The organism is Emticicia aquatilis (assembly GCF_014644295.1).
In the GTDB taxonomy this organism is placed as follows: domain Bacteria; phylum Bacteroidota; class Bacteroidia; order Cytophagales; family Spirosomataceae; genus Emticicia; species Emticicia aquatilis.
Genome location: NZ_BMKK01000001.1, coordinates 777,731 through 796,016 on the forward strand (window position 1 = coordinate 777,731; position 18,286 = coordinate 796,016).

The following is an 18,286-nucleotide window of genomic DNA, read 5'->3' on the forward strand; positions in this document are numbered from 1 at the left end:
TCATTTACAATGAAAAATATATTCAAAAAAATAACAATTCTTGGTTTATCACTGTCGCTGACGGGCGTGGTAATCAGCGGTTGTAAGGATTTTTTAGAGGTACAACCAAAATCTCAGGTGAGTATTTCTGATGCGTTCTCGAATGTAGCCAATGCTACAAACTCAGTTATTGGTGTCTATGATGAACTCATGGGCGACAACGGCTACGGAATCCGTATCAATATGTATTACCCGTACGATTCTGACGAAATGATTGTTTCGGGAAACATCGACAACGGTCGTCGTGGAATAGGTCGTTATCAATTACTTTTGACAAATACCGAAATCCGTAATCCATTCTTACAGCTTTATCGAGGTGTCGAAAAAGCTAATCTTTGTATCGAGCAAATTCCGCAAATGGCACTTTATAATAACGGAACTGATGCAGAGAAAAAAGAACTTCGTCGCTTGCATGGTGAAGCCTTGACGCTTAGAGCTCAATTTTTGTTCGAGTTAATAAGAAACTGGGGTGATGTACCAGCTCCGTTTACGCCAGCCTATAAACAAACTGATTTGTTTCTACCACAAGCCAACCGTGACGAAACTTATGCAAAACTTATTGAAGACCTTAAAACAGCTACCGACCTCGTGCCGTGGAGAACTGAAGCAGGCGTAAGAAACGAGCGTATCACTAAGGGAGCAGCGAAAGCTTTGCGTGCAAAATTGGCGATGTTCAGAGGTGGATATTCACTCAGAAGTAATGGCAAAATGGAGCGTAACGCCGATTATTTGAACTACTACAAAATTGCTCGTGACGAATGTGCCGATTTGATGGCTAAAAGAGGCGAACACACACTCAACCCAAGTTATGAAGATATTTGGAGAAAACTCACTTCGTTTGTTTATGACCCACAAGGAGAGATTATCTTTGAAGTTGGTGCAGGTGGCTCAAACTCAAACTCTGATAGCCGTATGGGTAACTACAATGGCCCATCGGTAAATGCCGCTTCTCGTTTCGGAACTGGTGGTGGTGGTTTATTAGTGCTACCAAACTATTTCTACGCTTTCGATTCAACCGATACCCGTCGTGACGTGTCAACCACTTTTTATGCCATTGCTGCTACCAATATAAAATCGCCAAGAAGATTGGGCGAATTGACCGATGGTAAATTCAGAAAAGACTGGCGTGTGCCTTTGTTGCCAGGAACTGCTCTAAACGTAGGTTATAACTGGCCAATGATTCGTTTCTCTGATGTATTACTGATGTTTGCCGAGGCAGAAAATGAAATCAATGGAAACCCAACAGCGGCTGCTATTGCGGCTTTTGAGGAGGTTCGTAAAAGAGCATTTACCAATAAAAACAGCCCTGCTATCGGTAAAACACCAACTACCAAAGATGCTTTCTTTAATGCAATCGTTGATGAGCGTTATTTAGAATTTGGTGGCGAGGGTATCCGTAAGTTTGACTTGATTCGTTGGAACCTATTAGCTACGAAAATTGCCGAAACTCGTACTAAAATTGCTGATATGAAAGCAAGAAGAGGAGCTTATGCCAACGTACCGCAGTATCTTTTCTGGAGAAACAATGGAGAAGAACTTCAATTCTTGAATTCATTCTATAAAGCAAATACAACAACCACTGCTCCAACTGGCTGGACAAGACTCGATTGGGCTCAACACCTAACAGGAAACTTAATTGATGCCCTGCCACTTGACCAAGCTATTGCTCGTTTCTTCACCACAGGTAAGAGTGAGCTTTTCCCTTACGACCAAGCAACAGTTGATGCTTATCAAGGAAAATTGAAGCAAAATCCGGGGTATTGATTTTAATGTAGAATTAAGAATGTAGAATTAGGATTAAAAACTTATTCTACATTCTTTTTTACACAATCACCCTCAGGAGGAACACCTAATTCATTCGGGTTAATCTGAAAATACTAAAACGAACTCCAATGCCTTTAAAACTCTTCATTCTAACCTCATTTTTGGCAAGTTTGGCATTTGGTTGTCAAGCAAAAAAAGTACTTCCAACCGCTACGCCAACAAATACACCTGCCGTAGTAATTACTAAAGATTCGGTAGCCGAACGCATGCTGCTTTACCAACGCAGCAACGGTGGCTGGCCTCAACCAGGTGGCAATGCCATTGATTATTCAAAAACATTATCTGAAACACTCAAAGCCACACTAAAATCAGAAAAAAACAAACTCGATGCCTGCATCGATGATAAAGCTACTACTAACGAAATTAAAACACTGTTTTCAACTTATAAGAAAACTAACAACCCCGAATACTTAAAAGCAGCCGAAAATGGCGTAAAGTATTTGCTTACGGCACAAAATCCTGCTGGAGGCTGGGGACAATTTTTCCCTGACACAAGCAGTTACCGTAAACACATTACTTACAACGACAACGCCATGATTGATGTCATGTGGGTAATGAAATACGCTTCGGAAGGCACAAATGATTTTGAAACGATTGATAAAACGCTCATTCCACAAGCCAAACTGGCGGTTGAAAAGGGTATTACCTGTATTCTAAAAACACAGTTCGTTCAGAATGGCAAACTCACCGCATGGTGTGCCCAACACGACCGTGTAACGCTCAAACCCGCCAAGGCTCGTGCGTTTGAGCTGCCCTCAATCAGTGGTAATGAAAGCGTAGGAATATGCAATTTTCTAATGAGTATCAATAATCCATCGGCCGAAATTAAGAAAGCTGTAAACGCCGCCGCTGCTTGGATGGAATCAGTAAAAATTGTGGGGATAAAAGTACAAGACATTGCCGACCCGAATCAGCCATCGGGCAAAGATAGAGTTGTTGTGGCTGACCCTAATTCTACGCTCTGGGCGAGGTTCTACGACCTCGAAACCAACAAACCTTTCTTTACGGGTAGAGATAGTATCGCCAAGCCAACTTTAGCTGAAATCGAAAACGAGCGTCGCATTGGTTATGCCTATTATGGTACTTGGCCAGCCAAATTCCTTTCGACTGACTATCCTGCCTGGGTAGCAAAATGGGGAAAGTAACACAAGTTTCTGACTTGTGCATAACAGGATATATTTTTACAAAGAAAATTTATGACATATAGTATCTCGACACAAGTTAGAAACTTGTGCTACAAAAAAAGCCTATTTTTTGTCATTTTATTGATGAGTAAAACTCTTTTCGCACAAAAAATAACAGTCGCACACGATGGTTCTGGGAAATACAAAACCATTCAAGAAGCTATCAATAGTTTAGATACAAATTCAACTAAACAAAGGATTATTTTCATAAAAAATGGCGTTTATCGTGAAAAATTGTTGATTACGAAGTCATTTTTGAAGCTACAAGGTGAGTCGGAAGATGGGGTAATTATTCTCGCTACGCTCCCACGTGATGTTTGGCGTTGTGAAAACAAAGACGATTTCGGTGCAGCAACTATCAACGTAAAAGGTCATGATTTGACTTTCGAGAAGCTTTCAGTAATCAACGATTACGGTTTCAATGCTAAGAAAGATACCACCATCGTTTGCACTAACGAAGCTGGCAATAGTCAAAGCACCTTACCGAGAGAAGAAGGTGAAAAAACTGGCAAAAAAATCGTCAGAAAAGATGGGCATCAGTTTGCTTTTCGTTCGTTTCCCGGGGCAACTTGCTTGAGTTTTATCAACTGTACATTTAGAGCAGGCGGTGGCGATACAGTTAGTCCATGGGATGTTGAAGGTGGCTTGTATTATTTCAAGAATTGCACGATGGAAGGCCACGTTGACCTCTACTGTCCAAGAGGTTGGGCGTATGCCGAAAACTGTAAGTTTGTTTGCCACAACATGAACGCTGCCATTTGGCACGATGGTTCTAACTACGAATCATCGAAAACGGTGCTAAAAAATTGCACTTTTGAAGGCGATAAAGGCTATAAACTGGGGCGTTTTCACCGTGAAGCACAATTTTATTTGATTGATTGCAAGTTTGACGAAAACATGGCTGATGCCGAAATTTATCAATCATCAACTACCCAACTCAAGTGGGGAAAACGTGTCTATTATTACAACTGCCACCGCAAAGGAAACGATTTTGCGTGGTATGCTAATAATCTCAAAATCGAACCAAAAACGATTACAGTTGATTGGACTTTTGATGGAAAATGGAATCCTGTAAATAAATAATATATCTGATTTTTTCGCATGAAAAATAAAACCCTATACCGTTTATTGCTATTTATTGCCTCATTTTGGGCAAATTCGGCTTTTAGTCCGACCGAAGAAAAGCCTCGTATTTTCTTAATTGGTGACTCAACTTGTGCCAATAAAAATCCTTATGACGCACCTGAAACTGGCTGGGGACAAGTATTGCAGGAGTTATTTACGAATGCAGTGGAGATTCAAAACCATGCTGTCAATGGTCGTAGCACAAAGAGTTTTAGAAATCAAGGTCTTTGGAAAAAAGTACATGACCAACTGCATAAGGGCGACTACGTTTTCATTCAATTCGGTCATAACGACCAAAAAGAATCGGACACTACTCGCTACGCAGCGGCACAGACCGATTACCGAAAAAACCTGATTCGCTACATCGAAGAAACGCAAGCCAAAGGAGCTACGCCTGTGATTCTTACGCCTGTGATGCGTAGAAAATTTGATGAGTCAGGAAAATTTGTTGACCAGCACGGCGAATATCCTGTGGTTGTTCGTGAAGTTGCCAAACAATACAATATTGCGTTGATTGATATGCACGCTTCGAGCCAAAAAGTGATTGTGCAACATGGTGTTGAAGGCTCGAAAAAGATTTTCATGAATGTTGCGGCTGGCATTTATCCAAAATTCCCGAAAGGAATCGAAGATAATACGCATTTTACAGCCTACGGAGCAAGATTAATGGCAAATTTGGTAGCCGATGGCCTCGTAAGTACGGGAAACCCATTAAGGAGTTTCTTGAAAAAGACCGAATTTAATGATAAATACGCCTACGAATTACCGATAACTTATCGACCAGTTTTCAGAAAAGATACATTCAATATTGCACGTTACGGAGCAAAGGCCGATGGCTTGACAGTAAATACCAAAGCTATCAATCAAGCCATTGAGCTTTGTAATGCCGCAGGTGGCGGAACGGTTTTCGTACCAAAAGGACTTTGGGTAACGGGCCCGATTGTGTTGAAAAGCAATATAAATCTTCACCTCGAAAAAGGAGCGTTGCTTCAATTCAGTAAAAATTATGATGATTACCCAATCGTGCTGACTACTTGGGAAGGGCAAGATTCTTACCGTTGTCAAGCACCTATTTGGGGCGTTGATTTAGAGAATATTGCTATTACGGGCGAAGGCGTACTTGATGGCGGTGGCGATGTATGGCGTGCCATCAAACGAGAAAAACAAACGGCTGGGCAATGGGCAAATTTGCTAAAATCAGGTGGTGTGACAGATGAAAAGCAAAATAACTGGTATCCATCAGAAAAATCATTGAAAGGAAACATGATTCTGAATGCAGGTAGAATTTTGAACGGTGTAAAACCAACGCCCGAAGAATTGGCTTCGTACAAAGATTTCCTTCGTCCGAATATGTTGAGTCTGACACACTGTAAAAATATCATTGTTGAGGGTATAACTTTCCAAAACTCACCTGCTTGGACTATGCACCCCCTACTCTGCGAACACATTTCGGTAAAAAACGTAACAGTAAAAAATTACTGGTATGCTCAAAACAGCGATGCTATTGATTTAGAATCGTGCAGAAATGGTATTCTCGAAGGCTGTACTTTCGATACAGGCGATGATGGAATTACGATAAAATCGGGTCGTGACGAACAAGGACGTAAACGTGGCGTGCCAACCGAAAACTTTATTATCAAAGATTGCATCGTTTATCATGCACACGGTGGTTTTGTGATTGGTTCAGAGATGTCGGGCGGGGTGCGAAACATGTTTATTTCAGATTGTACATTCATGGGTTCGGATGTAGGTTTACGCTTCAAAACTGCTCGTGGTCGTGGCGGGGTTGTTGATAATATTTACGTAAATAATATCAACATGACTGAAATACCGGGTGAAGCCATTCTTTTTGATATGTATTATGCCGCCAAAGACCCCGTGCGTGCCGATGGTAAAGAAAACGAATTACCAACCATCAAAGCCGAGCCATTGAACGAAGGCACTCCACAATTCAAGGATTTTTATATCAAAAACATTGTGTGTAAAGGGGCAGAAACAGCGATTTTGATAAGAGGTTTACCCGAAATGTCTATCAAAAACATCAACCTCGAAAACGCCATGATTGAGTCGAACAAAGGCTTGGTTTGCGTAGAAGCAGAGAATGTTTCTTTGAAAAACGTTACGCTTTTGACCAACGATAAAACAGTAATGCAAGTGCAAAACAGCAAAAACGTTGTGTTGAATAACATCCAATACGGTGCTGATAAAGATGTGTTGTTGAAGGTAATGGGCGATAAATCTGATGGCGTTAAATTGCTAAACACCGATACGAAAAAAGCCAAGAAAGATATTGAATTAGGCGTTGGCGTGAAGAGTAAGGTTGTGAGTAAAAAATAAAATTAATTACTACTTTCTTTATAAAAAACAATGGCTGTTCTCTTGGCAGCCATTTGTTTTTTAGTTCGTTTTACTCAGTCATAATCTCCAAATTCTTGATTCGGGTCGGAAACCAAATTCTCATTTCACCCTGCCCACGATTCGAGCGAGCGTAATACGGAATCAAAACTAAAAGTTGAGTTTTGGTCGAAACCGATGCATTATTTTCGATACTCAAGGCATTTGCTGTACCTCTGAGAGTCATTACACCATTCAATAAATTTGACTGAAATTCTGTTGCAAAGTTCTGATTTTCAGGCACTACCAAGTTAGAGGTTAAACCATTATTATCGACAAATTCGGCACAATAAACAATCGGGCCTCGCTCTATCGCAATTTTACCAATATTATCTTTTACTTTTTCATTGGCCACCACTTGCTTCACTTTCATCGGCAAATTCATCATTACTTTATCACCTTTTTTCCAAGCTCTGTCAATAATTGCGTAGCCATTTTCGATAGAATATTCTAAAATCTGACCATTTACGTTGATTGAAGGTTTGTCTGATGATTTATTCTTATAACTATATAAATCAGTTGGAAAAGCTTCATCTCTTGCCCACCCTGGAATTCTAACATGAAGCGGAAACTTCAAGCCATTCTTATTAGCAGGGTCAACCGAAATAACAACCATACCATGCCACGGATATTCCGTATTTTGCGAAATCGTTACGCTTTCTTTTGGTAAAACCTCTAATGTAGTTGTGTTCGACATGAATAAATTTACATATACCTGATTATCTTTTTGAGCATATACATAGCTTGGAATAGAAGGCATAAAACGACAAATATTAGTCGGGCAACACGAACACCCAAACCACGGAGAACGTTTGTTTTCGCCACTCAATTTGCCTTTTTGCATATTATATTCCATCGGATTTTCATAATTAAAGGTTTTTCCATCAAGTCCGATACCGCTGATGAGTCCATTATAAAGTGTTCGCTCTAAGATGTCAATATATTTCGAGTCGCCGTACATCATAAACATTCGGTGATTCCAGTAAACGCTCGAAATTGCCGCACAGGTTTCGCAATATGCCGAATGATTCGATAGTTCATAATCAGGGCCGAAACCTTCCCAATTTCCTGCTTGTCCGAGTCCACCTGTGATATAAGTTTTTTTCGAGAAAGCATTATCCCAAATTTTATTGAGAGCCGTCAGATATTCCAAATTATTGGTCATTGAAGCCACATCGGCCATTCCTGCGTACAAATAGCCAGCACGCACCGAGTGTCCGAGTGCCTCAGTTTGCTGCGTTACAGGAATATTATCTTGCCAGTAAGCTCCTGTCTGCCAGACAGTTGCATCTTTATCACCCGTTTTCTTTTCGTACTTTCGCTGGCCTCGACAATCAATAAAAAACTTCGATAAATCAAGGTATTTCTGATTACCTGTCACTCGGTAAAGTTTTCCCAAACCAATCTCAATTACTTGATGCCCAGGAGCAACAGCTTTTTTACCTGGACCAAAAACTGTTAGAAGATGGTCAGCATTTTTGATGGCAATATCCAACATATTTCGTTTTTTAGTAGCCAAATAGTGTGCAGTTGCTGCTTCGTAGAAATGCCCCATATTATAGAGTTCGTGGCTCAATTCATGTTCTTTTTCGTAGCGAACTTTTCCAATCCACGGATGAGTTGTGTCGCCCATTGTACGAGTTGTATAAAGATAGCCATCAGGTTCTTGGGCTTTGCCGATAAGCGTGATGAGCGAGTCAATGTAAGTATCAAGTTTAGCGTCATATTTTACATGAAGCGAGTAGGCTGCACCTTCGATGATTTTGTAAATATCCGAATCATCAAAAGGATAAGTCGTGCAAAGTTTACCTGTGTGAGCAACCGCCTGCTCGAAGTTTTTGATACGTCCCGTTTCTTTAGATTTCTGAAATGACCACGGAATCGTGACGGTTCGGTTGATTTCGAGTTTTGGCAACCAAAAATTATCGCTCAATTTTACCTGCGTAAACGGCACTCCACGATAAGGATAGTCTTTTTGAACTTGTGAAAATGAGACAAGAGATATGAGACAAAAGACAAGAGAGAGAAAACGTTTCATATTGATAGGGTTGATTTTTTTGCTAAAAATAAGAAATATTTTTTCTTATTTTGTCTAAAGTATAATTTAGATTAACCACGGAGGCACAGATTACATAGATTTACACAGAGAAAAATTTCCGTGACTCTCCGTGAAATCCGTGCCTCCGTGGTTACAAAATCAAATTGAATATGAAACCAAAAATTACGCTCGAATACTGCCCGAAATGCCATTGGCTATTACGCTCGGCATGGTTGGCACAAGAATTATTGACAACCTTTGAAGCCGAATTGGGCGAAGTTGGCCTCCGCCCAAGCGAAATTGCGGGAAGTTTCAAAGTTTTGCTCAACGAAGAAGTAATTTTCGACCGCAAGCGTGAAGGACATTTTCCCGAAATAAAAGAGTTAAAACAACTGGTGAGAGATTTGATTGCTCCTGAGAAATCACTGGGGCATAGCGATAGGAAATGAGGTTTTAATCATATTTTGGGATGTTTTTTCCTAAGATTATATCTCTTTTACCCACCCAAATACCTTTTTCGTTTTTGCTGATTTTTATAATTCCAGACCCTCCACGATTTTGAAAATTAGCTTTTTCACTGGCAGTCAGTAGTAGGTCTCCTTCAAAATGAAAATCATCAATCCAATATTCATTTTTATTGGGTTCTTTGATAATGGGGTGAATATGAGCTGGAAATTTTTGATTTGGATAAGCTGCTGGACGAATCGTATAGAATTTATATTGCCCATTGACATCTGTTTTTATCCAAGCACGAAGATGTCCGTGCTTACGTGCTAATTTCTGATTAGGAGCAGGAGAATAATACCCCTTGACATCTGTATGATAGACGTATAAAATCACGCCAGAAGCTGGTGTTTTGCCATCTTTTTTGTAAATCGTGCCACTTATTTCGAGTTTTTCGCCCGCTTCATTTTCACTGCAAATCGAAGCCTGCCACGATAGTTTTTTAGGCATTCCTGCATAAATTAGTTCACAGTCTTCGCAAGCATCACCTACATTCTTTTGAGAAAAAACATAAACTGGAATAAAAAGAATTAAAAACAGCTTTTTCATAATCGTCTGATAATTAACTTATTAGGTTTTCTTTATAGTTGCGGCTCATCCGAAGCACTTTTTCATTTTTCAGAATCACCGAATAATCACCATTGAAATGCGACTGAATTTCTTTAATAAAGTGCAAGTTTACGATGGTCGAACGGTGAATTCTGACAAAGTTTTTGGGGTTTAGTTTTGTCTCAAAATGCGTGAGCGTTTCGTAGAGTAAATGCTTTGTTTTTTCGGTATGAAGAGAAATATAATTCCCTTCGGCTTCTACATAAATCAAGTCGGTAATTTTTATTAATTGGATTCGACCGCCATCTTTTACGGTCACGATTTCGGCATAAGTTGGCTGTGCGATTTGTTGAAAAAACTGTCCGTATTTTTCAAAAACCGCCGAAAACTCTTGTTTATTGGTCAATTCTAATTGCTTCAGCACTTTCTGAAACATTCGGTCGAAACGCTCATCATCGAAGGGTTTTAGCAGATAATCAATGGCGTTTGTCTCGAATGCCTGAATCGCATAATTATCAAATGCCGTTACGAACACAATCAACGGTAACTTGTTCACATTCAACGATTTAGCTAAATCAATACCATTCATTTCGGGCATCTGAATATCCAAAAAAACTACGTCTGGCTCGTGTTTTTCGATGGCTTTCAAGGCTGTTTTTCCATCATTACAAGTTTCCACCAACTCAATTTCTGGGTAGCGTTTAAGTTGGTTTTGCAAGATTTCTCTCGCAATCAATTCATCGTCGGCTATCAAAACTTTATAGGTCATTTCAGTAGCGGTAAGGTTATCGTTACGCACACACCTCTCTCGGGGGCGTTGCTCAAAATATTGATACTTGTTTCTTCTCCAAAAAGATTTTTCAAACGTTCTTGGGTATTCATTAACCCAATTCCAAACTTAAAATCTGAGAAAGTTTCGATGCCGTTATCTTTCACCGAAAGCATGAGTTGGGTTTCGGTATTTTTTGCAGAAATCTCAATTTCTCCTTGTTTGGAAAATGGCTCTACGCCGTATTTGATGGCGTTTTCTACGATTGGTTGCAAAAGCATTGGTGGCACAAATGCTTCTTGTAAGCTATTGTCTATCAATATTTTACAAGCTAATCTATCTTCAAAACGTATTTTCAAAATATCTAAATAAAGCTCTAAAAGATGAATTTCATTTTTTAGTTTTACCAAATCTTCGTTGTTTTCTTTTAGACTTAATCGAAGTAAATCGCTTAGCTTGATGAGCATTTTTGTGGCCTTTTCAGTATCGCCTTTTTGCATCAAACCAATGATATTATGGTGCGTATTAAACAAAAAATGTGGCTGTAACTGAATCTTCAAAGCACTCAATTTAGTATCCGAAAGTTGTTTTTCGAGTCTTGCTTTTTCGGTTTGAGATAGTTGATAATCTTGATAAAAATTAATGCCTTTATAAACCGCCAACAACAGCCAATAATTGATAAATTCATTAAAAAAAGAAAAAGAAAATACCCTCTTCAAGAAAAACAATGCTCCTATATTTTGATTGAGAAAATATTTTGCGAGCAGAGCAACAATCAAAGAGTTAAAAAAAACAGCTATCGAACTTACTACCAGCGAGATACAAAAATGTAGAACCAGTTTTCTGAATAATTTCGGTTGCACTAAAGGTATCTTTTTTGCCAACCAAAACACCATAAAACTAATAGGAATATACAGAAGCCACTTGGTTTTCATTATCAAAATATGAGGCCAACTGACGGGTTTTTCATCTAAGCTGTAAACCAGCAAATCTTGTCCAATCATTAAGCATGTAACGACTATCCAAAAAGCTGGAATCAGCCAATATTTTAGTTTATCGAGTTTCATTTAGGAATAAAAAAGCGTCAATTATATGTAAAAATAGAGATTAGGAAGTAGATTAAAAATTGAGTAAGCTACTATAATTCTCTTTTTTGGGGTCGAAATTGATAAATTTCTTTACAATTACTCGTTTTTTGTAAGCAAAAATAGTATTGCTCACTTTAGGATTGATGGCATAAACACCCGCTGTTTCTTCATCAGTTGGCGATGAAATGAATGTAAAAGCCACATTTTTCAACCTTAATTTATCAGAAAAAGCAGTCAGTTTTGCTTTTAACGACTCAATATTCTCCTTTTTGGGGTTCATGTACATCACAAAAATTTTCCATTTTTTGGCGTCTTTTGTCAGATACTGGGCTTCGAGATAAGTCAGCAGGTTTTCGTAATTGTTTAAATCATCATTTAGCCAAATCATCAAGCCTTCGGTTTTTGCACCATATTTGCACATAGGGCAAGTTTTAGTGTTTTTATCCGCACCCGAAACATGAATCGGGTCGAAAGCAGGGGCATCAGTTCCCACTGCGATACCCGACTGCTGAGCTACCGATGAAAAAGACAAACCAATAATAAAAAGTGAAGATAAAACTATGGATTTTAAGCTTTGTTGAAGACTGATTAGCTTTATTAAAACAGTAACTAAACTTACCATAATAATACTCAGTAAAACATTGATAATCATTTGATTACCGTAAGATGCAGAAGAAGTATTTTTTGCTAAAACTTGTTTTTCTATCCTACTTACTCGTACTTGGTTAGTAGCATTATTTTCTAATACCCAAAGGTTGCCTTTCTCATCAAAAAGCCCACCAGTTGGGTGCCACAGAGGCGAACTTTTATAGATAATGCTTACTTTTCCATCTGCCGAAACCTTGCGAACCTCTCGTTTTTCATAAATTGTAGCATAAACATTACCTGCATCATCAGCCCAAATACCAAAAATACTATGATTGGGTTTCTGTAATTGGCTGCTGCCTTCTACGTCATCTAAATTTTGAGCTACAAGCCTTACTTTTTTGTCTTTTATCTGATACAAATCATTGGCATCAATGTAGTAAAATGTGCCATCTTTTCGGCAAAATTGCCATCGAACATCAGTAGTTTTGATTGTTTGCACAACCTCAACTACCCCATTTTTAGCTTTTTTCATGAATAGACTTTCTGTTTTCCCTCGTTCTATCCAATACATATTCCCAGCCGAATCTCGGTTGAAACTGTAATTACTCAAGAAACCGTCAGCGTCAGGAATTTCTTTCGTAAACTTACTTTTGGAATCATATTTCCACACAAAATGCTTCCATTTATCGCTTGCTTCGCCTTCGTACCATAAATGTTCGCCATAAAGATTATCATACTTATCTATGTGTAACTCGTGCGTATGCACATTTGGCACAACAATGGTTTTGGTTTTTCCATCGGGTGAGACCTTCCACACTCGTGCTAAATCAGAGTAAAATATTTCTCCTTTTGAGTTTTTCACGATGCCCGTCCCAGGATGAGCAATGGAATGAAAATTCAGTAATAAATTGATAGTCAATAAAATAAATAGCTTTTTCATAAAAATTAAATTTGATGTACAAACCTAATAATTATGAAAAAGCTACAATAGTTGATTTTGACAAGAAGCGAAAAAAGTGAGTCGAAACGATGAAAAGACTATTTTTAAACAAGCCTACTTCATGGCCTTAATCCATTCTTTGATGAGTTCTACACCTTCTTTATGAGTAGTTTTTCGACCCACTTCGGGCATCATGATTCCTGGGTCGGTCGATTCCATGCGGTAAACAATGATTGATTCGTCAGGTTTTCCTGGCACAATATCATATTTTTTATTGCCCGAGCCACGCCCCGCCGCTACGGGAGTTTTCAAGATTCCGTAAGCAATAGGTTCGGTTTCGTGGATACTCAAATTCAAACCCGAAGTTTGGGCTGGGCCTCCTTTTCGGTGGCAATGAGCACAATTAATATCGAGCCAAATTCTGGCTCGCTCATCAAGGCTTCCAGTTTCTGGTTTGTTCCAAATTGCAGCTTTCGGTACAGTTTCGATGGCTGGCAGATTTGTCAAAACGCCCATTTTTTGCCAAGCAACTAATTGATTATCTGTACTTTTTATTGAAGACTGCTCACCGCCCAATGAAGACTGAAAAACGCCATTTAATTGTCGAGCAGAAGGTCCAATTGGCGACATTTTTTCGTTCCGATTATGACACCCCTTACATTGATTAATGTTCGGTATGCCGTATTCATGCTTTTTCTTTTTGCCGTTGGCATCAATATAGCTTACCTCTTTTGTATCGCCCGCCACTTCCAAAAATGCTTCGGTTTGTTCGTCATTCCACACATAATCCAAAGCTTTCCAGCCATCTGCTTCATGAATCAGCAAACGGGTTTCGATGAGTTTTCTACCCAGTTCGGGTTTGCGAAAATCATTCGGATAATAAAAGGTTTTGATGATGGTCGTACCAACTGGAAAATCCAACACTTCGGTAGCATTATAGGCAACTGTCTGATTTTCAGGTAGTTTTACAAAACGTAGCTTTTCGGCATAATCAGTAAACAAAGGCGTATTTAAGGAATAAGGCAATATGCCCTTTGCAGGTTTTTGTTCCGAACCATTACCCTCAAAAAACTGATAATCAGATAGTTTTTCTTTGGGCATACTCGCCTCACTATCAGACTTTTGATAAAAAGCTGATAGTGCAAAAATGCTTATGGAAATAAATAATAAAAATACTTTTTTCATCTACTTACAAATAACTTTACTCGTATCACGTGAAATATTCTTGAAATTATGCTCAACATCCATGTTGGCAAACGATTCGTTTTTGTTGTTTTTGATACAAATCACAGGGTTTGGATTTTTATCATCTACGATTCCATCCCACAGAATATGTGGTACATTTTTCCCAAAACGCAACTTGAATTGATAAATTTGTCCGAATCTGCCCTTGTGCGTTGCTTTTACTTTTTCACGCTCAAAATTATTGTCACGAATCGTAATCGCCTCCGAATACGGGTAATATTCTTTGTCTTTGATTGGGTTTTCGGTAGTGAAATAACTTATCACTCCCACACCCATCGATTTGTTATTAATTATCTGATTATCAAATATTTCCACATGGTTTGCTGCCAAAATCAGCATGCCTGTTCCGTCGGGAACTTTCGCAACAATATTACCTTTTGGGGCAAAATTTGGGAAATTATTGCGATGTACATTGTTTTTATAAACCCTCGTATTACCACCTTTTTTCAGAATCAAATCGGGCAAATCAAACACTAAAATTCCGCCAGTGTTTTCGGTAGCTTCGTTTTCATAGACTTCGGCATTCAGCGAGTTTTCAATTTCAATTCCCGCCACATTATGATAAGCCCTTGATTTTCTGACGATTATATCTTTCGATTGCCCCACATAAATACCCGCATCCGACGCCCCGATGGCTTCGCAACCTTCAATGAGTACCTTTTCGCACTGAACTGGGTAAAGCCCATACGCACCGTTAGTGGCTTTTGGTTCGCCGAGCCATTCAGTTTTTACATTACGGAAAGTGATGCCCGTTACGTTCATCGTTTTCACAGCATCGCCTTTGCTATCTTGCACCGTTAGGTCTTCAATCGTAATATTTTCAGCATTTGAAACTCTGATTCCTTCTGCACCATCGGTTTGTCCTTTGAAAGACAAAATCGTTTTGTCTTTGCCTTTTCCTTTAATGGTAATATTCTTTTTACCTTCGAGCGAAAGGCTTGCCGTAAACGTAAATGAGCCTTCATCAAGCACAATAGTAGAGCCATTTTCGGCCATGATGAACTGCGTTTGTATCTTTTTCTGAATATCTTTTTGGGCAAAAACTGCCGTAGAAACTAAGATAAAACCAAAAAGTGAAAGCGTTTTTTTCATATTGTTAAAGAGTTTTGAGTTTCAAAATAGCACTATTTTCTTGAGATAAGTATTTGATAAATGTCAAATTGTTTGATTCAATATGCCAGAAAACTGTTGTTTGAGTCTATTGTGGCCACTTTATTACTTTTATATTTAAGAACTTTTTAGTTGAACATTTCTTTAGTAACTCCCATATTCATCATTCTTTTATCATCAAAACGCACAAACTTCTTCATTTTCTAACTATATTTTATGCAAATTCACTATATTTGTCTCTAAAATACATTGCTTTCCTACCTCATAACGATGCCCGATAATAATAATACTTTTCGCAAAAAACAACCACCCAAGAATACTAACCCTACTCGAGGGTCTTCGAGTGGCAAAAGTGGTGGTTCTCAGATTCCGCTTGAGTTTAATGTCAGCAAAGAGAGCTACAAGCTCGCTTTCGGCATTTTTTTACTGATTTTATCGGTTATTTTACTGCTTTCATTTGTTTCTTATCTTTTTACTGGCGACGCCGACCAAGATATTGTTCAGAAAACTTTCAAGAATTCATTGGCTCAAACTGACCGAAAAGCAAGCAATATCATGGGCTTAATGGGTGCGTATCTTTCGCATTTCTTTATTTTTCAATGGTTTGGTTTAGCAGCCTTTGGCTGGGTTCCTGTGGTGGTTTGGGCAGGTTATCGGTTGGTACTCAAAAAAGATTTATTGCCTTATAGTTTTAATCGTTTCACGATTTCGAGCATTTTTTATATCATCTGGACAAGTATTTTCTTAGGCTATTTTGTATCAGTTTTTGATTTATCGGGCGGAACCATCTGCGGTGGCCTTGGCTACGCTGTCAATCAGTTCTTCCAACAAGCCATTGGTTGGGGCGGAATTTTAGTTATACTATTGATTGTGGCAGGTTGGTTGATTTTCTTTCATGGTTATACCGAAATCGACGACTGGTTTTTTGCTAAATATTTCAAACGTGACCCTCGTGAAGATGTAGCCACCGAACGCATCCGCAAGGCCGTACAGGTAGAAACCGATGAAGATGAGATTTTTGAAGAAGAAGAAAATACCAAAGATAATTCTTTCAGACATACACCAACGCCACCACCAGTTGTACCGAAAGAAGAAGCCAAAATTGATTTCTTGAAAATCAGTAAAGAAGATATCGAAGTTCCCAAACCTTTTGAAGAAAAAACCCTTTCGTTGGAGGTTGAAGAAAAACCAAAGAATTCATTGCCAAATGAGCCATTCAAAGGCAGTCCGACGCTTATCATTGAAACAAATCAAGAAGAGGACATTTTTGAAGATGATTTAGACACGGATGATGTAAACGAAAAAGTTTTAAAAGACTTCGGGTTATTCGACCCAACACTCGATTTGGGCAATTATCAGTATCCACCAATCACGCTTTTGAGCGAATACGGCAACACTGGCACGAAAGTAACCGAAGAAGAACTTGAAGCTAACAAAAACAATATCGTAGAAACGATGCGAAACTTCCAAATTGGAATTGCAAGCATCAAGGCTACGATTGGGCCAACCGTTACGCTCTACGAAATCGTACCCGAAGCAGGTATTCGTATCTCGAAAATTAAGAATTTGGAAGATGATATTGCCTTAAATTTGGCGGCGTTGGGTATTCGTATCATTGCTCCAATGCCAGGAAAAGGCACGATTGGTATTGAAGTACCAAACAAAAACCGTGAAATGGTGACAATGAAATCGGTAATTGCGAGTGATAAATTCCAAAAATCGAACTTCGATTTGCCGATTATTCTCGGAAAGACGATTTCAAACGAAATATTCGTGACCGACTTAGCCAAAATGCCTCACTTGCTCATGGCGGGGGCGACGGGTCAGGGTAAGTCGGTTGGTCTGAATGTTATTTTGGCTTCGTTACTTTACAAAAAACACCCTGCTCAAATCAAATTTGTGTTGGTTGACCCTAAAAAAGTGGAGCTTACGCTTTATAATAAAATCGAGCGACACTTCTTGGCGATGCTTCCAAATGCCGAAGAAGCAATCATTACCGATACAAAAAAGGTTGTTTACACACTCAACTCGCTTTGTATCGAGATGGACAACCGCTATAATTTGCTGAAAGATGCAGGCGTAAGAAACTTGAAAGAATACAACGCCAAGTTTATTCAGCGAAGATTAAATCCTGAAAAAGGACACCGTTATTTACCATACATCGTATTGGTAATCGATGAGTTGGCCGATTTGATGATGACCGCAGGCAAAGAAGTGGAACAGCCAATTGCTCGTTTGGCACAGTTAGCTCGTGCCATCGGTATTCACTTGATTGTGGCTACGCAACGCCCATCGGTCAACGTAATTACGGGTCTAATCAAAGCCAACTTCCCAGCTCGATTATCGTTTAAAGTTACCTCAAAAATTGACTCTCGTACGATTTTAGACACAGGTGGCTCTGAGCAATTAGTCGGAAACGGAGATATGTTGCTTTCGATGGGGTCTGATATGGTACGTTTACAATGTCCGTTCGTTGATACGCCCGAAGTCGAAGATATTTGTGAATTTATCGGTTCGCAAAGAGCCTATGATTCTGCTTATTTATTGCCAGAATTCTACGGTGACGAAGAAGGAGAAACTGCCGAATTTGATGCCTCCGAACTTGACCCAATGTTTGACGATGCCGCCCGTTTGATGGTTTCGCACCAACAAGGAAGTACATCGCTCATTCAACGCAAAATGAAATTGGGTTATAATCGTGCGGGGCGTATCATTGACCAACTCGAAGGTGCAGGCATTGTTGGACCATTTGAAGGTAGTAAGGCTCGTGAGGTCCTGGTAAAAGACATGGAGCATTTAGAGGAAATTTTAAGAAAATTGCGTTAAAAACAACCAATTGAATTAATTTTGCGTCTAAATTGTTTTGTAGAGACATAATTCTTTAATCCA

General features: G+C 39.1%; 13 protein-coding genes. 6 read left to right on the forward strand and 7 right to left on the reverse strand.

Annotated features, from left to right (window positions below):
* Nucleotides 1-9 precede the first annotated feature (9 nt).
* The 4 genes from IEX65_RS03440 (at nt 10) to IEX65_RS03455 (ending at nt 6,509) form a co-directional block, all read left to right on the forward strand.
* Nucleotides 10-1,803, forward strand: a complete 1,794-nt coding sequence (locus tag IEX65_RS03440; RefSeq protein ID WP_188764613.1) for a RagB/SusD family nutrient uptake outer membrane protein — start codon at nt 10-12, stop codon at nt 1,801-1,803.
* 128 nt (nt 1,804-1,931) lie between these two features.
* Nucleotides 1,932-3,008, forward strand: coding sequence for a pectate lyase (gene pelA, locus IEX65_RS03445; protein WP_188764614.1), 1,077 nt, complete (start codon nt 1,932-1,934; stop codon nt 3,006-3,008).
* A gap of 123 nt (nt 3,009-3,131) precedes the next feature.
* Nucleotides 3,132-4,130 carry a pectinesterase family protein gene (locus tag IEX65_RS03450; protein ID WP_229250500.1) on the forward strand — a complete coding sequence of 333 codons (999 nt, stop codon included), beginning with the start codon at nt 3,132-3,134 and terminating at the stop codon, nt 4,128-4,130.
* Between the two features lie 18 nt (nt 4,131-4,148).
* Nucleotides 4,149-6,509 (forward strand): glycosyl hydrolase family 28 protein, encoded by a 2,361-nt coding sequence (locus IEX65_RS03455; RefSeq protein WP_188764616.1) that lies wholly within the window; start codon nt 4,149-4,151, stop codon nt 6,507-6,509.
* A gap of 70 nt (nt 6,510-6,579) precedes the next feature.
* Here IEX65_RS03455 and IEX65_RS03460 read toward each other — a convergent pair whose 3' ends face one another.
* Nucleotides 6,580-8,604 (reverse strand): glycoside hydrolase family 127 protein, encoded by a 2,025-nt coding sequence (locus IEX65_RS03460; RefSeq protein ID WP_188764617.1) that lies wholly within the window; start codon nt 8,602-8,604, stop codon nt 6,580-6,582.
* 170 nt (nt 8,605-8,774) lie between these two features.
* Here IEX65_RS03460 and IEX65_RS03465 point away from each other — a divergent pair, with 170 nt between their 5' ends.
* On the forward strand, nt 8,775-9,053 hold the full coding sequence (locus IEX65_RS03465) for an Rdx family protein (RefSeq protein WP_188764618.1): 279 nt from the start codon (nt 8,775-8,777) through the stop codon (nt 9,051-9,053).
* Between the two features lie 4 nt (nt 9,054-9,057).
* On the opposite strand, the gene IEX65_RS03470 is transcribed toward IEX65_RS03465, so the two are convergent.
* The 6 genes from IEX65_RS03470 to IEX65_RS03495 form a co-directional block, all read right to left on the reverse strand.
* Complete coding sequence (locus IEX65_RS03470) at nt 9,058-9,657, reverse strand: dioxygenase family protein (protein WP_188764619.1); 600 nt, start codon at nt 9,655-9,657, stop codon at nt 9,058-9,060.
* A 13-nt stretch (nt 9,658-9,670) separates the two neighbouring features.
* The gene (locus tag IEX65_RS03475; protein ID WP_188764620.1) at nt 9,671-10,426 is read right to left on the reverse strand and encodes a LytR/AlgR family response regulator transcription factor; all 756 of its coding nucleotides are present in this window, start codon (nt 10,424-10,426) and stop codon (nt 9,671-9,673) included.
* Nucleotides 10,423-11,493, reverse strand: a complete 1,071-nt coding sequence (locus IEX65_RS03480; RefSeq protein ID WP_188764621.1) for a sensor histidine kinase — start codon at nt 11,491-11,493, stop codon at nt 10,423-10,425. The genes IEX65_RS03475 and IEX65_RS03480 overlap by 4 nt, the downstream gene beginning before the upstream one ends.
* 52 nt (nt 11,494-11,545) lie before the next feature.
* Nucleotides 11,546-13,042 carry an NHL repeat-containing protein gene (locus IEX65_RS03485; RefSeq protein WP_188764622.1) on the reverse strand — a complete coding sequence of 499 codons (1,497 nt, stop codon included), beginning with the start codon at nt 13,040-13,042 and terminating at the stop codon, nt 11,546-11,548.
* Between the two features lie 114 nt (nt 13,043-13,156).
* A complete protein-coding gene (locus IEX65_RS03490) occupies nt 13,157-14,227 on the reverse strand; it encodes an SO2930 family diheme c-type cytochrome (RefSeq protein ID WP_188764623.1) in 1,071 nt (356 codons plus the stop codon).
* A complete protein-coding gene (locus IEX65_RS03495; protein WP_188764624.1) occupies nt 14,228-15,379 on the reverse strand; it encodes a parallel beta-helix domain-containing protein in 1,152 nt (383 codons plus the stop codon).
* A gap of 288 nt (nt 15,380-15,667) precedes the next feature.
* On the opposite strand from IEX65_RS03495, the gene IEX65_RS03500 reads away from it, so the two are divergent.
* Nucleotides 15,668-18,223 carry an FtsK/SpoIIIE family DNA translocase gene (locus IEX65_RS03500; protein ID WP_188764625.1) on the forward strand — a complete coding sequence of 852 codons (2,556 nt, stop codon included), beginning with the start codon at nt 15,668-15,670 and terminating at the stop codon, nt 18,221-18,223.
* Nucleotides 18,224-18,286: the final 63 nt, after the last annotated feature.

What these genes read in the sequence shown, in the direction of transcription:
- IEX65_RS03490 (WP_188764623.1), bottom strand. Translation starts at nt 14,227, where the DNA reads ATGAAAAAAGTATTTTTATTATTTATTTCCATAAGCATTTTTGCACTA.
- IEX65_RS03450 (WP_229250500.1), top strand. Translation starts at nt 3,132, where the DNA reads ATGAGTAAAACTCTTTTCGCACAAAAAATAACAGTCGCACACGATGGT.
- IEX65_RS03500 (WP_188764625.1), top strand. Translation starts at nt 15,668, where the DNA reads ATGCCCGATAATAATAATACTTTTCGCAAAAAACAACCACCCAAGAAT.
- IEX65_RS03470 (WP_188764619.1), bottom strand. Translation starts at nt 9,657, where the DNA reads ATGAAAAAGCTGTTTTTAATTCTTTTTATTCCAGTTTATGTTTTTTCT.
- pelA (WP_188764614.1), top strand. Translation starts at nt 1,932, where the DNA reads ATGCCTTTAAAACTCTTCATTCTAACCTCATTTTTGGCAAGTTTGGCA.
- IEX65_RS03440 (WP_188764613.1), top strand. Translation starts at nt 10, where the DNA reads ATGAAAAATATATTCAAAAAAATAACAATTCTTGGTTTATCACTGTCG.
- IEX65_RS03460 (WP_188764617.1), bottom strand. Translation starts at nt 8,604, where the DNA reads ATGAAACGTTTTCTCTCTCTTGTCTTTTGTCTCATATCTCTTGTCTCA.
- IEX65_RS03475 (WP_188764620.1), bottom strand. Translation starts at nt 10,426, where the DNA reads ATGACCTATAAAGTTTTGATAGCCGACGATGAATTGATTGCGAGAGAA.
- IEX65_RS03455 (WP_188764616.1), top strand. Translation starts at nt 4,149, where the DNA reads ATGAAAAATAAAACCCTATACCGTTTATTGCTATTTATTGCCTCATTT.
- IEX65_RS03485 (WP_188764622.1), bottom strand. Translation starts at nt 13,042, where the DNA reads ATGAAAAAGCTATTTATTTTATTGACTATCAATTTATTACTGAATTTT.
- IEX65_RS03495 (WP_188764624.1), bottom strand. Translation starts at nt 15,379, where the DNA reads ATGAAAAAAACGCTTTCACTTTTTGGTTTTATCTTAGTTTCTACGGCA.
- IEX65_RS03465 (WP_188764618.1), top strand. Translation starts at nt 8,775, where the DNA reads ATGAAACCAAAAATTACGCTCGAATACTGCCCGAAATGCCATTGGCTA.
- IEX65_RS03480 (WP_188764621.1), bottom strand. Translation starts at nt 11,493, where the DNA reads ATGAAACTCGATAAACTAAAATATTGGCTGATTCCAGCTTTTTGGATA.